Here is a 17619-nt window from a genome sequence, read left to right as displayed (position 1 = left end):
AAAGACAATAGCTTTGCAATTTGTTTGTTAATCTGTAACAATTAATAACACAGTATTGATAAGGAGTCAGATTCTATGAAGTTAACTCTGTATTCAGATTATTCATTAAGAGTTTTAATGTTTCTAGCAACGAAACATCACTTGACTCAAATAGATGAGATTGCAGTATTTTATCGTATCTCTAAAAATCATCTGACGAAAGTAGTTCATCATTTAGCCACTTTAGGATATATCACTACAGTGCGTGGACGTGGTGGCGGTATCAGGCTTAAATTAAAACCGGAAGAGATTAATGTGGGCTCTTTAATCAGAAAGACTGAAGAAAACTTCACGTTAGTCGAATGTTTCAATCCTGAAACCAATACATGTCCCTTGATTGGTCACTGCGGCCTGGAGCGGGTGTTAGGAGAGGCACTGTTTGCATATATCAATGTACTGGATCAATATACACTAGCAGATGTAACACCAGGATACCGTAATAAATTAAAAGGAACTGAGTAATATTACTCAGTTCCTTCTGCTATTTATTAGTATAATTAATTATTTTTTCTTTGCTGTAATCAGTTATCAAATCATTTATTATACTTTCAACCTGCTCTTTGCTCACAGGACTTACTTTTCCCCTATATATTTTTTCATAGGCCTGTTCAGGATGAATTTCATCTTCATTAAGTAATTCTTCGAACAATTTTTCTCCTGGCCTGATACCGCTAAATTCAATGCCTATGTCCTCAACTTTGTAACCTGATAATTGTATCAAGTTTGTTGCTAAATCAACTATTTTTACAGGTTCCCCCATATCCAGAACAAAGATTTCACCACCTTCAGCTAATGCACCAGCCTGCAAAACAAGTCTTGAAGCTTCCGGAATTGTCATAAAATACCGTGTCATGTCCGGATGAGTGACTGTAACAGGGCCGCCTGCTTCAATTTGTTTTTTAAATAGGGGAATGACTGAGCCTCTTGAACCGAGAACATTTCCAAATCTAACAGCGACAAAATCTGTAACGCTGTTTTCTGAATTAAAACTTTGAATAACCATTTCAGCAATTCGTTTTGTTGCCCCCATGACATTGGGTGGATTAACAGCCTTATCCGTCGAAACCATAACAAATTTATTAACATTTGCAGCACTCGCCGCTTCAGCTGTATTTTTTGTGCCTAGGATATTATTTTTAATTGCTTCTTTAGGATTGAATTCCATTAACGGAACATGCTTATGAGCAGCAGCATGGTAAACCATGTAAGGTTTGTATTCTTCCATAATTTGAAACATGCGAGCGCGATCTTGAATGTCAGCAATAATTGGAACTATATCAATTTGATTGTGATAAGTATTAAAAAGCTCTTGATGGATAGTATATATACTATTTTCACCATGCCCAAGCAGAATAATTCGTTCTGGACTAAATTTACATACTTGTCGACAAATCTCAGAGCCAATAGAACCACCTGCTCCTGTCACAAGAATTGTTTTATGCGTTAATTCTTTTGATATCATCGCCATATTAAGATGAACAGGATCACGTCCTAATAAGTCTTCTACTTCTACCTTCTTTATTTCACTTACCTTCAACTGTCCAGACATGACATTTTCAATATTAGGCATACGAAAAACTTCTATTCCTAAACCTTCACATAATTCACTGATTTCCTTAAGACGATTTTGTGATAGTGTTGGAATCGCAATAATAATCTTTTTAATCTTATATTTCTTTACTAACTCTGGAATATCTTTAATATAACCTTGCACTTTAACGCCTGCGTAAATAGATAAATTTTGTTTATTCTTGTCATCATCGACTACAGTTACAGGCTCCATTCCCATATAGGGAGTTGATAACATCTGTCTAATCAACATTGATCCACCACGTCCTGCACCAACAACTAACGTAGCTTTCTTCTTAATGCTACTGTCAATAAAAGTCCTTCTATAGATTCTCCAAAATATTCTAGAACCACCGATTAAAATTAAATGCATCATCCAAGTTATAAAATATAGACGCAAAAATGGTGGTTTGTGGGTGAAAATCGGAACAATAATGGTTGTCGCTATGATTGATACAGTAACCGCTCTGACAATCATCAGCAATTCATTAATACTCGCATATTCCCATGCTCTATGGTATAAATTAAATATTTGGGCAGAAATATGATGTGAAGTTAATAGAACAAGAGAAGAAAATAAGAGAAGTTTAATAGTATAGCCTTCAAAAAAGGGTTCAAGCACATAGAAGCCAATAAAAACTGAGAAGCTTACAATAATTGAATCAATGATCAGTAAAATTATCAATCTTTGTTTTGCAGTAATGGATAACAATATGTATACCTCCAGGAATTTCATAATGATATGTATGAAAAAACTATTTTTATAACAGCAGTATGTACCACCTTGACCTATATAATAGTATATTAAATTTATAGTATTGACAATAACATACAGTAATAGACATTAATTAATAGTATCTATTTATAAAATTGCTCATCTAATAAGATTAAATACTAATATTTAAAAAGAGAACAGAAATTTTCTGTATCTCTTTTTAGTTTCAACATACCGTGTTCATAGTTGAAATATTATGCTCACCACAAAAAATAAAACTAACAGCGTCAGCATGATATAATCCATCATAGGGGTCGACTGTTTGATCACTGGAATTTTAGCACTTTGTTCCTGCTGTTTTGCGATCATTTCTTTTTTGTAATTGAGCTGCTTTTGTTTTGACATGTTCTTATAGTCTTTAATGTGCGCTGTATAATGAGCTACTACTTGTTGACTTTCTCCGTATTCTTTTACTTCGCCAAAATGTAACCACAATGCTTTATTGCACATTTTTTTAATTTGTGCAGCTGAATGAGATACAAAGAAAATCGTTTTACCTTGTTTCTGAAACTCTCTCATCTTATCAATGCATTTATTTGAAAATGTTTCATCACCTACAGATAACGCCTCGTCTACAATCAATACATCGGGATCTGTGTGTATGGCGATAGCAAATCCAAGACGCGACCTCATACCACTTGAATATGACTTGATAGGCTGATAAATAAAGTCATCGAGTTCAGAAAAAGCAGCAATGTCATCAAATCTATCATTGATCTGTTTTTCAGACAAACCGTGCATCAAACACTTCATTCTTATATTCTCTTCTCCAGTCAAATCATTGTTCAATCCTGCTGCAATCGCAATTAATGAACTGCGACCATCGATTTTGATCGTACCTGTAGAAGGCTGTGTCACTTCGCCGAGTAAGTTGGATAACGTCGATTTGCCCGAGCCATTCAATCCGATAATACCGACAGAATCACCAGGCTCAACTTTAAATGATACATCTCTCAGTGCATAATACGGCCGTTCATTGGTGACATTGCCGAATGTAAACAGCTGGATCAGCTTAGCCCTTTTATTTGTATTCAAATCATATACTTTAGAAACTTGTTCCACTTCTACTTTATACATGGCACTCATCCTCATTGAAATGATTGAACCGCTTTTTGAAATGTGTCGCATGTCCTTTTTCTGTCTGCTTGTAAGTCAAATACAGCTTCTCTTTTTCCACTTCCCAGTTATACTTGAGCTTCGCAATCCGGCAGTTATTGCTCAGCGTGTTTCTCAACGTCTCATCGCGAGTCAAACGATTGACTGCTTGAGCAATTTCATCAACATTATGACTGTCTACAGCAATTCCTATCTTTTCTTCGTTTACTACTTTTGCGACTTCCGGGAAAGAGCAGCTGATGACAGGAACATGGGCCATAATATACTCAAACAGTTTATTGGACGAGGCAGAATAATGATTAAAACAAATATTCTGCAGCACTTGAAATCCTAAATAGGCTTCTCTCGTATAAGACGGCAACTCTTTAAAATGAACTTTTGGAATAAATTTAATCCGATCAGCTGCAACGCTTGATGCGGCCATATCCTTCAGTCGGCTTTCAAGCTTGCCGGCGCCTATAAAGACCAGTGTGCCTTCATCAATCTTCGGCATAGCTTCTATCAACAGTTCAAGGCCACGACCAGCTTGAAGCCCCCCTTGATAGAGGAGAATTTTTTCTTCTTTTGGCAGACCTAGTTTTTCGTGAAGATGAATTTTCGGCTTATCATCAATATCATACAGCTCAGAGTAATTATAGAGCGTCTTAGGATAAAAACCATAGAGTTCTTCATTATGAGCAGCCCTCGTATGATTTTCGACCATCATTTCATCAACGAAATGAAGCAGGAATTTTTCTATTGTTTTAATGCGCTCAGGTTGATAGCCTGTTCTTGATGTCTGAACCTCGTGTGAATCATAAATAAGTTTTCTAGGCTTTAATCTTAATTTTGCGCATGCAATACCTTGCGGCAAAGTGTTCAAGTCATTTGAATGGTAAATGTCTGCATGTTGGAGATAACCTTCTTTAATCATCCTGAAAATAATAGCCCCATTGACGAAGTACTTTCTGAATTTTTTCACTTTGACTACAAACGCTGCTGCAAGAAGCAGCCCGAAATAGATAAGCAACAGCGTCCAATGAATGAAGAACAGGCCGACAGCCACTACTGTCGTTATCCCGCCTACAGTCACTAAAAACTGCTTCTTGTCTTGCTGGTAACTTGTAATGATAAAAGGATAGCGTTTCACACGTTTGACTCTGAAGTGTGGATTCACTCGTTCATCCTGTAAAACGGTTTTATCTTTCGGATCATCTATAGCGATTAAGTTAACATCATATGTTTCACTCAGTGCTGTACATTCTCTATTGACCCGTGCATCATTCGTAAAATGATTCCAAACAAACATCGTTACTTTTTTCATATAATCACCTACAATTTGACTGTTAATCTTGCAGCCTTCTGCCAGGAAGGTTGCTCGTATAACTTCTTAAATTTAATCATCATTTTGACAGATTCACCGGGTGCCATCGTAACATTTATTCCTTCATTGATGTCAGTATAGTCATAGCGCGAATGTCCCACTTCAAGCGTCAGACTGCCTTTACCTTGAGGATTATGATAATGAGTGGCAAAAGATATGGACCGACGTTCATCGGATATATTTTTTACTATGAACGAATGATTCTTTTGCTTAATCGGAAACTCAGGCTGAATGACACAATCTATCATCACAAGAGAACTTTCCATGCTGAGATGAATATGACGATGCAGCGCTGCTGTTTTTTCATGTTCTTTATACATATCATACAGCGAGTCACTGTTATTGATCGGATAATAATTCAATACTGGCCATAGTGCATTAATCCATTCTCTATGAATCCATTTGCCTTCTCTTATTTCAAGCGGCATGGATATCACTGCATTAATAAGGTCACGTGTATTCAACAGTACAAATACTTCTACGGAATTATCGGTTTCCTGCGTCAGATTACTATGCCAGTTACCCATGCGTGACTCAACGTAATATAAATCAAGCAGAGAATAATCTGTATTCATGAGATTATTTCTTTCGAGATACTTACTGACTGCTTGGTGAAGATCAAAATCTCTCCCTAAAATTTTAGAGGTTCTGCCTGCTATGATTTTAGTTAAACTTTCAACAGGTTCACTTTTATAAAGTGCTGCTTTGTATGGAAGTTTTGCCAGTTCATATATTGTTGATTTAACATGAAGCTTTCCTGAATACGGACTTGACTTCAAATAGTCACTTAATGCAAATGAATGCAGGGATTCCAGCTGTTGTTTCAGCAAATGCTCATAATCATCCGGCACTTGACTTGGATGGATATTAATTAAAGTATGATTGAGATTTAAATCATCAACCATTTCACTGACTATTCGCACGTCTGTTTCATATATATTTGCTGCTGCTTCAGACATTTTTTCATTGTTATTGAGATAAGTGAGTACGGGCAGCTCTCTGTTTCGAGTGAGTGCGAGTGATACTCTTGAATCTGACCCTGCAGTTAATGTCAAAAATGCATCTTGTGTCTTCAGCCATTCTTTTTGATTCAGAAGCAGCGGGAGTGTCTCTTTAAGCGCATCTGAAAGTGAATGTTCCTGAAAAGGATTTTCCGGGAAGAACCGGACTGGTCTTTTGGTTTTTACATCGTAATACATATTAGGGCTCAATTTATAGATATCTTCGTATTGACTAAAATCTAAGAAGCCATTGACTCTGCCCCGCCGTTTGACGTCTCTATCATAAATGGGTGCAATCGCTGCAAGCAGTGGACTATGAGATGCTAACAAGCATACCTCTGAATAATAAAAGATAGGTCTCATCGTCGTCGCATCTGGATAGATTCTTATGTCCCCATCATTTATAAATAACAGATACCGGCCGTTCATACGATTCAACAATTGATGGAATTCCTGCTCAGTTGAGCAAGCAGCAAGTGTCGTCAACAATTCCTGTTCACTTATCGAGACATCATGTGTATCGATAGCATAACCAAGCATGATAAGGTGCTTATCAGCTTTGTATTCATGGAGTGTTAATGAAGAATCTACATATAGATAGCATGAACCTATCTTCTTTTGGATTCCTTGAATTTGAAGGGGTCTTTCACTAAAGACATATCCTTTGAAAAATGTCTTGTCATTATAGATCATTACATCACCTTGTTCTTTGTATACTGAACTTCTTTCTTCAAGTTGTCGATGATTTCATTTAAATCTTTGTTTTCAGGACGTTCATAGTCATCATAAAGTGAATAAATATCTAGAAAACGAGTTACCGCTTCAGCGCGTTCTTCGGATGCGACACGTTCCAGTCTGACTAAATACCATCCTCTAATATAGAAATTAAAACGATTATCCAAATATGACTGAAGTAAATGATGTTTTTTCAGAAATGGAATGCGTTCAAGTTCGAGAATATAATATTTATCGAAGAACTTCTTAGAAACCGTGTTCGTCACTGAGCCTGATACAGCTGCATAGTACATGTGAATATTTTCTTCAATTACTAAAGCCTTTCTGGAAGCAAGCATTAATTCCTGAAAGAACATCGTATCTTGACCTGCTGCCCCTTCAACCATACGAATTTGATGGTCTTTAATAATATGAGACTTAACGATTAATGCTTGAATGCTCTGTGCACGAAGGCCGGAAGCTTTCATAAACTGATGTGTATCGCTGATAAGTGGTTTATCATGATTGTATTTGAGTACAGTCTTATAATAATTGAACAATGATCGACGTTCGTTATCTTCTTTTATAATATTACCGATAACGATGTCAACATCCGGATACAGCTTCATCTGTTCCAGCAGTTCATAATAACCATCACCCGTCGCTTCGTTATCTGGATCAAGATAAGTGATAAATGGTGTTGAGGCAAGTTCAGCCCCTTTATTACGCGGTCTTGATGCTGAACCAGAACCCTTTTCGAATTCATAATAGACAATCGATGGATTTTGTCTTCTCAGTCGATTAATAATCTGATTTGTCAATGGATCAGTGCTGCCATCATTAACGAATATAATTTCCATTTTGTTATACAAGCTTGAGCGTTTAAGTGAAGCCATACATTTGTCTCCCAGATAAATACCATTATTGTGTATCGGGATGATGACACTTAACTCTTTTGGCTCACGAGAAGCGACCGGCAGTTCACTATGTCTGAGTAATTCCGATGTATCGAGTGCATAGCCTGACAACTGTTCCTGTGACAATGCTGCAGCATCAAACATTGTTTTCCCGTGCTCGAATGCTGTAATGTAGTCATGATGTTTCGATTCATCCTCAATCTTAGTGACAAAATCTACATCTACATATTTAAAAGCACTTACCATGTCTTCCAGATAATATTCTTCGTAGTAGTAATCATTGATGAAATGAGTAACAAATGCATCTTCTGTCAATACAAGTTCATCAAATTCATGCTGTGACAATAATATTTTATTAGTATAGTTTTGATGTTCAAACTGCTCTTTAACGCTGTCAGATGTTATATCGGCAATGACATACACCGGTTTATTCAATACTTCTTGTGCTTCTAGTTGCAAATCTTCTGCAATTTGCGTCATACGATGATAAGTCGTCTCACTGCGCATCACATTTCTGATGCCTTTTGCCTGAAGCTCATTCAACTCACGTTCAGATAAGTGATTATATATCGCAGCAAAATCTTTTTCGCTGTTCAACATCATGATATTCGGAAATTTATTATTAACTCCAACCGAATAGTTAGATAAAATCAAATTGCCGAATGCCTGCAATTCATATATTCTATTGGCAAACATTGTCTCAGAATATTTTACGGAATTGACATTAATTGCCCATCTGAATACTTTATGCATTAACTGCAGCTGTTCATGGCTCATCGGATAAGTAAGCTGTGGTATAAATTGAGCTGGAAAGTGATAGCGTGAGCGGTTTAAGTGTAAATTTCTATCGATAATCGTAAGTTCAGTCTCATTGTCAATAATCGCTTCAAAAATCTTCTTAGCTTCGTTATTACGGACTGGATACTTCTCAATCCAACTGCCAGCAAAAATAACTTCGTCCTTTTTCTTTCGACTGATAGGCGAGCGGGTACCGACTGGATTGTGATAGTGTGGATTGATGCCGAATTCTAGAACAGATACACGCTCAGTGTTACAGAATGCTTTATATATATCGACCATCTCTCTTGCAGATGTATAGATGAAGTCACATTCTTTAGCGATATTTTTGAATAAATCATAGTTGACAGGATCTTCTTTTGAATAAAATACAACCGGTATATTTTTGGCTTTTAATAAATGAATCAATCCATACAAATGGGTTCTTTGATCAGATTGGTCGTTTGCGACGCCTTTCCAGCTGCCATCCACGCCATTCCATGTCGTTGCAATGATGACAAAGTCAAAATTAGTATCAATTGATGTATAGTCGTATGGAATATATGTCATCTCTGTCACATCTTTATAACTATTAAATAAGAATTCATCGCTGACAATGCCTACACGAAACTTTAGTTTTTTGAAATACCGACTGCCGTTGCTTTTAGGGATACTGGATAAATAGGGTTCTAAGTCAGTAAGAAAATTAATTTTACCATTCTTTTGGAACCGCTCCTGGTAATCAATGAATGCTTTAGAATCTTTTTCTTTTCTCAGCTGATTCAGACCTACTAAATAGTTGGAAGACAATAAATCGATGTAATCCTTATATCGATTTATTTTCTCTATATCCTCACTATAGCGGTCATCGTACGCTTCATTCAGTGATGATTCACTAATATCATCTGTTCTGCCTAACAGATGATTGACTATAAGCTGCTGGCGTTCCTCATTCTCAAATGTCATTTCCGGCGACCTCCACGTGATTTTCTTTCCCAAAAAGCAATTTGGATTCGACCGAGCTTAGAATTTTTCAAGTTATGATACAACTGTTCTGTCCTCATCTTTCTTTGATCCATTTTCACGAGTCTGCTTCTCAAGGTCATACTTTCATTGAGCAGTTTCTTGATCACTGTCTTATGTTGATTGCGTTCAGCAATCCAAGTTTCAATCACATGTTCCATCATCAGTTCTTCCGGGGAACGGTCTTCTGATCCTCGATCCAGCTCATAATTGGGAATAGCAGACTGATCAATCCATCCTGTCAATGACCCTTGCTTCACTTTATACATTTTCAGCTGCGGATAACTATCGATGACTTGAACCGGTAACTCGGAGTCAAACGTTATAGTTACTGGTTCTTCTTTTGTTGGTGAGGCGTATACTGTATATAACCCTAGAGTAAGCTCTGCTTCCGAATTTTTCAATTTTACGCTGCGTGATAACACATGTGATGGTGCAAATCCTAGAAATCTGTTTCCTGTATATATGGCTTCAATCTGTTCGCCGTCATGAATAGCAAAGTATTTACTGACAATCTGATAGCTTTTGAAGGCATGTGACAGATCAGCTTTGTTATTCATTAATGCATTGATCGTTGGAGACTTGAAGTGCTCATAATCTACTATGACATGTTCAAATTTCTTGTGGTACAACATAATGGAATCCGTCGGCTGAAACCAACCGATTAATTCCCCTTTCACTTCGAAAAGAACAGTCAGAATGCCATTAATTTTCTTCTGAGCTATTACTTTAACCATCCTGTAATTATAATCTGACACACTTCCCGCACTGATCTGGCACTGTTCATCTAAATATAGTTCCGCTGTTGCTGATTCTATAATCAACATATGATAACTGTACGAGATATCTGTCAACCGGTTGCGTAAATAATCTGCACTCATTACATTCACTCCATAAATTTAATCAATTTGATAATATTTTTTTCCCAAAGAAATTCCTGTTCTGCCAGCGCCTCTGTATGAAATCGGCTCTTCTGCCATAAGACTGGATTGTTGCGATAAGAAATGATGGCTGCAATCAACTCTTCTGTCGTCGCTGAACATTTAGCGAATCCCACATCATATTGATTGATCAACTGGTTGGCCGGTCCTCCTAAATTTGAAATAACAGGTACGCCTGATCCAATGGAATCAATGACTTTACCAGGCAGTACATTCAAAAATACTTCAGTATCTTTCAGAATAGACAAGGATAGATGGTGCCGGCTGGTAAACGTGAGACAATCTTTCCTGGTCATCGTCGGAATCACTGTCACATACGTGAGCTGTTCCGCTTCTACAAACTGCTTGAAATCATTAGCATGTACGCCGTAAGCTACGACATTAAAATGAATCTGTTCAGCATTGATAGCACGTGCTATTTCTTTCAATTGACTGAGACTTTGGGCAAACCCTAGATTGCCGGTATAAATAATGCTGAATTCTGACAGCAGCTCACCTTTTTTCACCTCATCAAGTGCCAGCGCATTCGGAATATAAATCATCGGTTTTGAAGATTTTAGTTTAGCGTTGATATGAGGTATGAAACTCTCGTTATTAACAACCAGTTTATCGGCTTTATTGTACATTCTCTGTTCTAGAAACTTAAGCAGCGGCATGAACGGCTTAAGTTTAATCATATCGATAGCTTCAACACTATCCGGCCACAAATCACGTATCTCAAGCACCGTTTCACTTGTTCGTGCCGGCTGAAAGAATAACGTTCCCCACGGCACAAATATATTTGGACTAGTGACATAGATTTCATCGAATAAATAATCAGCATGTCTGACAAAATGATGAACCTTCAACATAAACTCAGCATAATAACTAAGCCTCGCCTTCAAACCTCTTTTATGTTTTTCATGTCTCATCTTCAGGCGGATGATATCACTGTCATGAGCAGCATTCAACTCCTCATCGTCCCAGAATGCATCATCCTCATACATTTTTTGATTTGGATATGACGGCTCTGCAGTCAGAACATGGACTTGATATCCTTGTTTTTTTAATTGTTTGTATAGGTGTTTCATTCGATTGGCACCGGATCCTATTTCAGGATAAAAATTCTGGGTAATCAGCAATAGTCTTTTCATATGGTCTCCTACAAATAATCTACAAGTTTATTTCTGAATTTGAAGTGCACATGACTTCCGACGAACAGCAGCAGCAGACTGAAGCTCCAGAAATATAAATGGTCGTTCCAACTCCCGTAAATCATCGTTTGATTATTGATAAAAGCAGAGCGATAGACACCGATTAAATAGCTGAACGGATTGAATGCAGTAATTTGATGCATAATCGGTGCAGATGTTTCAACAGCCCAGAAAATAGGAGTGACAAAAAATGCCATACGCATAACGTTCTGCAATATATTTTTAGTATCTCTGACAAGAATGACTAAAGTACTCATCATCAATGAAATGCCAAAGATTAAAATGTAGCTTGCAAAAACAAAATAAATAAAGATTAAATAATGCCACCAGCTGACATATTGGTGATAGATGGACAAAACGAATAAAATACTCGTGGTAATCAATAAGTTGATCAGTGAATTGGTAAATGAAATGGACAATAATGTACTCGATGGAAATTTCATTTTAGTGACTAAGTTCAGTTTGCTATGAATAGCTGTTGAGCCTGCATTGATGGACTGTGAAATAAAGAGCCATGGAAACAGGCCGCTAATTAAATGGATGATAAATGGAACACCTACTACATCTTGATGTGATCCTCTTAAACCAAGTCCAAAGACGACATAGTAAAGAATCACCTGCATCAATGGTTGGAGAAAATTCCAGAATACTCCTAAATAATGATTGGAATACTGGCTCTTCATGTTATAGATGGAGAGCTTATAAATCAGCTCTAAATGCATGAGTTGTTCCTTAAACAGTGTGAGTAATTCTTTCATATAGACTCCTACAAAATAAGCAGAATACAGGTGTATTCTGCCGTTTATTATTTAAAAAGTATAAAAGTTACCGTAGTTCAAATAACGTACTTCATCAAATTCAGTTTTAACGACATTCTTCGTATCGAAAATAATGGCGTCCCTCATGACTGAAAGTGCAGATTCTTCCAGCTGCTTGAATTCGGAGTGATCACTTAACACAAGAACGAGTGAACTATCAGTCAACGCAGTTTCCATATCCTGCTCGACAAAATCTAGTCGGACATGAGGATCATAAGCAGTGACGTTTAGATTCTCGTCTTTCAGCATTTTGTAAATATCAAATGCCGGAGATTCTCTAATATCATCCACGTCTCCCTTATAAGTCAGGCCGAACACAGTCACTTTACGGCCACCCCTTCTTTTGAGGATTTCTTTCGTTTTAGAGACGACATAATGGGGCATCTGATTGTTGATTTTACGTGCCACTTGAATGATATCTGAATTAATCGGGTCTTTAGCAATAATGAAGTAAGGATCTACGGCAAGACAATGACCGCCTACACCTGGACCTGGCTGATGAATATTGACTCGTGGATGTTTATTTGCCATTTCAATGACATCCAGCGCATTAATCTCCAGCATATTGCAGATTTTTGCTAGTTCATTTGCAAGCGCGATATTGACATCCCGGTATGTGTTTTCCATGAGCTTACTCATTTCTGCTGTTTTAGCGTCTGTTTCAATCATTTCACCCTGCACAAATGTACCGTATACCTTCTTACCTGCAGCGATACATTCTTTTGTCACCCCACCAATGATGCGGTTGTTGAAGACTAATTCGTGCATGATTTTGCCAGGCAGTACACGTTCAGGACAATGTACTAGAAAGATGTCTTCTCCAATAACGAAACCTTTACTCTCAATTAAAGGTTTCACAAAGTCATCCATTGTCCGAGGTGCAATCGTTGATTCAACGATGATTGTATTTCCTTTTTGGATTAATGGTAAGATCGTTTCAACTGCAGTCATGACCAAAGAAATATCACAGGACTTAAATTGATCGGCCATGTTAGGTGTCGGAACTGCGATAATAAAGCAATCTGCAGGTTCCGGGGTTGTTGTTGCTTTGAATTTACCCGACGCCAGTACTGCTTCAAAAGCTTCCTGTAAACCAGGTTCTTCTATATGAATTTTTCCGTTATTTAATGAATCGACTGCTTTCTGGTTGATGTCTACTCCTACAACGTCTACACCATGTTTCGCAAACATAATGGATGTCGGCAGCCCGATATAACCCAGGCCAATAGTTGTTAATTTCAAGAAAATCCCGCCTTTAAGCAATAATTAAGTTCTAACTTAAAGAATAAATTAATTGATTCACTCAATGTTGAAATTTACCGAACCTTTAAAGTTATTTACAAAAATTCAACAAACTCAATATTAAGAACATAAATTTTATAAGCATAAGAGTTGTGTTGATGATTTCAAATAAAAACGGAAACCCCACAATAATGGAGTTTCCGTTAAACTGATATTCTATTTTAGAGTAAATACTTCCTTAACAATACGCTCTGAAGAACGGCCATCTTGATATTTAAAGTGTTTATCAAGAAATGGTTTTACTTTATGTTGTTCAAAATCATTATGGTTCAATGCATCAATCAACTGATCAAACGTTTTTACAATTTTACCAGGCACAAAGCTTTCATAAGGTTCATAAAAATCTCTTGTTGAAATATAATCTTCTAAATCGAAAGCATAGAACAACATACTTTTTTCCATAATTGAGTATTCGTATATTAATGATGAATAATCTGTTATCAATATATCTGTAATAAATAAAATATCATTAACTTCGCGATAATTTGCTACATCCTGGAAAATATCTTTGTATTGATTAGGTATGACGAATTTATTCTTAACAAACGGATGCATTTTAAATAATACAACAGCATTGTTATTATAGCAGTATTCTGCTAGAGCTTGAATATTAATTTTAAAGAATGGATAGTGAGCAGAATTTGCACCTGCCCCTCTAAATGTTGGCGCAAACAGCACAACTTTTTTTCCTTGAATAATTGGCAATTCCCTATTCATGTGGTTAATAATACGAGTTTTATACTGTTCATCAAAGAATATATCTGTTCTTGGTACTCCAGTCGGTAATATATTAGTTTCTTTGATGCCGAATGCTTCAGCATAAAAAGGAATGTCCGTTTCTGAAGATACTGTCGCTTTAGTATAATTTCGATGAACTAATGAATCAAAGAATGGTCCACCTTTTTTTCCAGCTCGACTATAACCTACCGTTTTAAATGCTCCGCAGGCATGCCATACTTGAATAAGTTCCTGCTTATCATGAAACTTGACTGTATAAATCAATGGATGAAAGTCATCAACAAAAATATAGTCAGCACGTCCAAGTTTGAATGGAAATGTAAATTTATCTTTGAAGCTGCGTCGTGATGAAATATGCGGCTTAAAAGATGTTAAAATGTTATATTTTTTATCTAGACCAATCTCAATCATCTTGTCATAAATAAATTTAAAATTACCACTCATTTCAGAACGTGAATCAGAAGTGAATAATACTTTTTTTCCGTTAAAACGTGCAGAATACTGGGATAAATAAAAAATACTTTGAAACATCGTCTTTCTAAGACTAAAACTTATTGCTCTAAATTTTTTCTTTATCTCTTTAATTTTTTTTCGAATACCTGACAATTGTGCAGCCGGCTTTTTAAAAACTACTTTAAGAACAAATTCATTTATTTCTGAAGAAATTTCAGGAGTAATTTCATAATAATAATTTTTAGCACTGCCCCCGCGTTTGTAAGTCTTTTTATAACGCTTTAAATAAAAATTCTGTTCAGCGGTCTGAGTATCAAATTCCATTTCCAGCTGTTCTTCTTCAACTGTAGGACTTGTCAACTCAGGATTAACCGTTGCTATATATTCTTCTCTACCTTTTTTAGCTACAATTAAATATTGATCAGGTGTTAAATAATTTCCATCATCTAATATAGCGACATTAAATCTAAGTTTAAAATGTGCACCATCTAATATCACTTGATGCGCTTCAAATTTTAAAGTCTCTGTTAAATTCCGAAGGTAGAACTTCACATTTTTTTCAGGCTGTTCAGAGAATGTCCCTTCGATAAATAACTGTACTCTTTCGTAATAAATATTATTGATTATCATTCTATTCATATTTACTCACCTAACTATTAGATTGACCATTTCATTACAGTCTTACCCCATGATGAAGTTAAATCAGCTTCAAAAGCGCTGACAATATCATTAATTGTACGAACCTCGTTGACAGAGCCGATTAATAACGATAAGTCTGTGATTAAATCAGGATTTTCTTTATAAAGGTTAACTGTATCCTGAAAGTCTTTTGCTCCACTCCGACTGCTTCCAATTAATGTGAGGCCCTTTTCAAGTACCATACGCGTATTAATCTCAACTGGATATTCACTGACTCCAAGCAGACAGATTGCACCTTCAGGATTGATGAGATCAATAATTTGATCAATGGCAGACTGACTTCCTCTTCCACCTACACATTCTATACCATGGTCGATTTCTACACCTTCAGGCACTTCATTAATATTAAATGTTTGATCAGTGAAAGCAAAATGGCTCATTTTATAGTCAGTTTTTCCAAATGCAAATATTTTTGCCTCAGGATAAATTTTTCTTAATAACAAACATGTGATGTATCCAAGATTTCCATCCCCCCATACACCAAACGTATCTCTCTTATTTATCGATTTTGTTTCAAAACGTCTTAGTGCATGCATTGCTATGGTTACTAGTTCAGTAAATGCCAGTACTTCAAGATCAAATTCTTCAGGAAGTTGTACAAGACGATCCGCATCCAGAAAGATGAAATCTTGCATAAATCCGTCATAGCCACTTGATCTAAAGCGACTGGATCTCAAATAATTTTCGGCCACAAATTCATTTTCTTCGATAGGTGTATTAGGAACCATGACAACTGGTGTTCCAACTTTAAAGGTGTTCGTGCTGTCGAAAACAACTTCTCCAACTCCTTCATGAATTAGAGCCATGGGAAGTTTTTTCTTCATTACTTCTTCTCCGCGCGTACCAGTATAATAGCGTTGATCTGCTGCACATATAGATAAGTATTTAGGTCTGACGACTACTTGAGCCTTGTTCAAAGAGTAATCTGCATAAGAAATTTCAAACTGACGGGGAGAAACAAGTTGATATTTTTGATTAATCATTTAAGATATTCTCCTTCAGTATAGAATTAGCTACTTTAAGATCATATGGTGTGGTTACTTTAATATTAAAGATTTCTCCTTCCACCAGTTTTACCGTTTCACCATTTAAAGTGAATACTTTACACGCATCAGTCAATAGCTTTCTATCTTCTTCAGATATCTTGTTGTACAAACTTTTAAAAGATTTGATGCTAAATGATTGAGGCGTCTGTCCTTGATACATTTTGGAACGTACAGGAATTTCGCTGATTGATTCGCCATCTTCGGATACAACAATCGTATCAATAGCACTGATGACTGTGTCAACCGCTTTATGCTCCAATACACCTTGAATATTTTCTTCAATAATACGATGTGTTAAAAACGGTCGGACTGCATCATGAGTGACTATCACATCATTATCATTAGAACCGAATGTTTCTTCAATATAATCGATAATATTGTTTATAGTATCGTTTCTTTCTTTTCCCCCTTGAATAACATGGACTTTATCATTAGACAGCCCATTTTTGTCGATAATGTCCTTCGTATGTTTAATCCATTCTTTTGGCGTCGCTATAATAACTTTATCAATTTTATTATTCAACAAAAATTTTTCAAGGGTATGAATAATAATCGGCTTATCCTTTAAAGTTAAAAATTGTTTTGGTAAAGGCACATTACCCATTCTAGAACCAATACCACCTGCTAAAATACCTGCATAGATCATTAGGATTCTCCTTTTGTCGAAAAGTTTACATTCTTTTAAATATATATTAACATTATATTAACATATTCAATAATTAGGGGGTAGTGATGTGAAACGGATAATAACATATGGAACATTTGACCTACTCCACTACGGCCATATAGAATTACTGCGCCGTGCAAGAGAGCTCGGTGATTATTTAATTGTCGGACTTTCATCGGACGAATTTAATCATCTGAAAAATAAAAAATCTTACTATAACTTTGAACAGCGTAAAATGATGCTTGAATCTATTCGTTATGTCGATCTTGTTATTGAAGAAAACAACTGGGAACAGAAAATCAATGATGTTCAAAAATATGAGGTTGATACTTTTTTAATGGGTCATGACTGGTATGGAGAATTTGATTTTTTAAAAAAATATTGTGATGTTGTCTACTTAAGACGTACAGAAGGTATATCGACAACTCAAATTAAGAAAGAACTTTACGGATCTGATGATTAATCATC

General features: G+C 36.2%; 14 protein-coding genes. 2 read left to right on the top strand and 12 right to left on the bottom strand.

The genetic code is table 11. The annotated features are described in order from the left end of the window. The first annotated feature begins 75 nt into the window (after positions 1-75). The gene (locus AC3IPL_RS03650) at positions 76-501 is read left to right on the top strand and encodes an RrF2 family transcriptional regulator (RefSeq protein ID WP_489241844.1); all 426 of its coding nucleotides are present in this window, start codon (positions 76-78) and stop codon (positions 499-501) included. Positions 502-520: 19 nt separating this feature from the next. On the opposite strand, the gene AC3IPL_RS03645 is transcribed toward AC3IPL_RS03650, so the two are convergent. The 12 genes from AC3IPL_RS03645 to AC3IPL_RS03590 all read right to left on the bottom strand — a co-directional run bounded on the left by AC3IPL_RS03645 (position 521) and on the right by AC3IPL_RS03590 (position 17130). Then, positions 521-2320, bottom strand: a complete 1800-nt coding sequence (locus AC3IPL_RS03645) for a polysaccharide biosynthesis protein (RefSeq protein ID WP_489241843.1) — start codon at positions 2318-2320, stop codon at positions 521-523. Positions 2321-2563: 243 nt separating this feature from the next. Further along, on the bottom strand, positions 2564-3469 hold the full coding sequence (locus AC3IPL_RS03640; protein WP_489241841.1) for an ABC transporter ATP-binding protein: 906 nt from the start codon (positions 3467-3469) through the stop codon (positions 2564-2566). After that, complete coding sequence (locus tag AC3IPL_RS03635; protein WP_489241840.1) at positions 3453-4802, bottom strand: glycosyltransferase; 1350 nt, start codon at positions 4800-4802, stop codon at positions 3453-3455. Before AC3IPL_RS03635 ends, AC3IPL_RS03640 begins: the two co-directional genes overlap by 17 nt. 8 nt (positions 4803-4810) lie before the next feature. Beyond that, a complete protein-coding gene (locus AC3IPL_RS03630; protein WP_489241839.1) occupies positions 4811-6556 on the bottom strand; it encodes a hypothetical protein in 1746 nt (581 codons plus the stop codon). Beyond that, entirely contained in the window at positions 6556-9237 is a 2682-nt protein-coding gene (locus tag AC3IPL_RS03625) for a glycosyltransferase (RefSeq protein ID WP_489241837.1), read from the bottom strand. The genes AC3IPL_RS03630 and AC3IPL_RS03625 overlap by 1 nt, the downstream gene beginning before the upstream one ends. Then, on the bottom strand, positions 9234-10175 hold the full coding sequence (locus tag AC3IPL_RS03620) for a GW dipeptide domain-containing protein (RefSeq protein ID WP_489241835.1): 942 nt from the start codon (positions 10173-10175) through the stop codon (positions 9234-9236). Before AC3IPL_RS03620 ends, AC3IPL_RS03625 begins: the two co-directional genes overlap by 4 nt. A 5-nt stretch (positions 10176-10180) precedes the next feature. Continuing rightward, entirely contained in the window at positions 10181-11368 is a 1188-nt protein-coding gene (locus tag AC3IPL_RS03615; RefSeq protein ID WP_489241834.1) for a glycosyltransferase family 4 protein, read from the bottom strand. 8 nt (positions 11369-11376) lie between these two features. Beyond that, on the bottom strand, positions 11377-12186 hold the full coding sequence (locus tag AC3IPL_RS03610; RefSeq protein WP_489241833.1) for an ABC transporter permease: 810 nt from the start codon (positions 12184-12186) through the stop codon (positions 11377-11379). A 51-nt stretch (positions 12187-12237) separates the two neighbouring features. After that, on the bottom strand, positions 12238-13488 hold the full coding sequence (locus AC3IPL_RS03605) for a nucleotide sugar dehydrogenase (RefSeq protein WP_489241831.1): 1251 nt from the start codon (positions 13486-13488) through the stop codon (positions 12238-12240). 216 nt (positions 13489-13704) lie between these two features. Beyond that, entirely contained in the window at positions 13705-15378 is a 1674-nt protein-coding gene (locus AC3IPL_RS03600) for a CDP-glycerol glycerophosphotransferase family protein (protein WP_489241829.1), read from the bottom strand. Positions 15379-15395: 17 nt separating this feature from the next. Beyond that, on the bottom strand, positions 15396-16421 hold the full coding sequence (locus AC3IPL_RS03595; RefSeq protein WP_489241827.1) for a ribitol-5-phosphate dehydrogenase: 1026 nt from the start codon (positions 16419-16421) through the stop codon (positions 15396-15398). Further along, entirely contained in the window at positions 16414-17130 is a 717-nt protein-coding gene (locus tag AC3IPL_RS03590) for an IspD/TarI family cytidylyltransferase (protein WP_489241825.1), read from the bottom strand. The genes AC3IPL_RS03595 and AC3IPL_RS03590 overlap by 8 nt, the downstream gene beginning before the upstream one ends. An 88-nt stretch (positions 17131-17218) precedes the next feature. On the opposite strand from AC3IPL_RS03590, the gene tagD reads away from it, so the two are divergent. Continuing rightward, a complete protein-coding gene (gene tagD, locus AC3IPL_RS03585; RefSeq protein WP_489241823.1) occupies positions 17219-17614 on the top strand; it encodes a glycerol-3-phosphate cytidylyltransferase in 396 nt (131 codons plus the stop codon). The last annotated feature ends 5 nt before the right edge of the window (positions 17615-17619 follow it).

The organism is Macrococcus sp. GL_134 (assembly GCF_057834705.1).
This window is presented reverse-complemented; position numbering and strand designations above follow the sequence as displayed.

What these genes read in the sequence shown, in the direction of transcription:
- AC3IPL_RS03650 (WP_489241844.1), top strand. Translation starts at nt 76, where the DNA reads ATGAAGTTAACTCTGTATTCAGATTATTCATTAAGAGTTTTAATGTTT.
- AC3IPL_RS03640 (WP_489241841.1), bottom strand. Translation starts at nt 3,469, where the DNA reads ATGAGTGCCATGTATAAAGTAGAAGTGGAACAAGTTTCTAAAGTATAT.
- AC3IPL_RS03635 (WP_489241840.1), bottom strand. Translation starts at nt 4,802, where the DNA reads ATGAAAAAAGTAACGATGTTTGTTTGGAATCATTTTACGAATGATGCA.
- AC3IPL_RS03630 (WP_489241839.1), bottom strand. Translation starts at nt 6,556, where the DNA reads ATGATCTATAATGACAAGACATTTTTCAAAGGATATGTCTTTAGTGAA.
- AC3IPL_RS03625 (WP_489241837.1), bottom strand. Translation starts at nt 9,237, where the DNA reads ATGACATTTGAGAATGAGGAACGCCAGCAGCTTATAGTCAATCATCTG.
- AC3IPL_RS03620 (WP_489241835.1), bottom strand. Translation starts at nt 10,175, where the DNA reads ATGAGTGCAGATTATTTACGCAACCGGTTGACAGATATCTCGTACAGT.
- AC3IPL_RS03615 (WP_489241834.1), bottom strand. Translation starts at nt 11,368, where the DNA reads ATGAAAAGACTATTGCTGATTACCCAGAATTTTTATCCTGAAATAGGA.
- AC3IPL_RS03610 (WP_489241833.1), bottom strand. Translation starts at nt 12,186, where the DNA reads ATGAAAGAATTACTCACACTGTTTAAGGAACAACTCATGCATTTAGAG.
- AC3IPL_RS03600 (WP_489241829.1), bottom strand. Translation starts at nt 15,378, where the DNA reads ATGAATAGAATGATAATCAATAATATTTATTACGAAAGAGTACAGTTA.
- AC3IPL_RS03595 (WP_489241827.1), bottom strand. Translation starts at nt 16,421, where the DNA reads ATGATTAATCAAAAATATCAACTTGTTTCTCCCCGTCAGTTTGAAATT.
- AC3IPL_RS03590 (WP_489241825.1), bottom strand. Translation starts at nt 17,130, where the DNA reads ATGATCTATGCAGGTATTTTAGCAGGTGGTATTGGTTCTAGAATGGGT.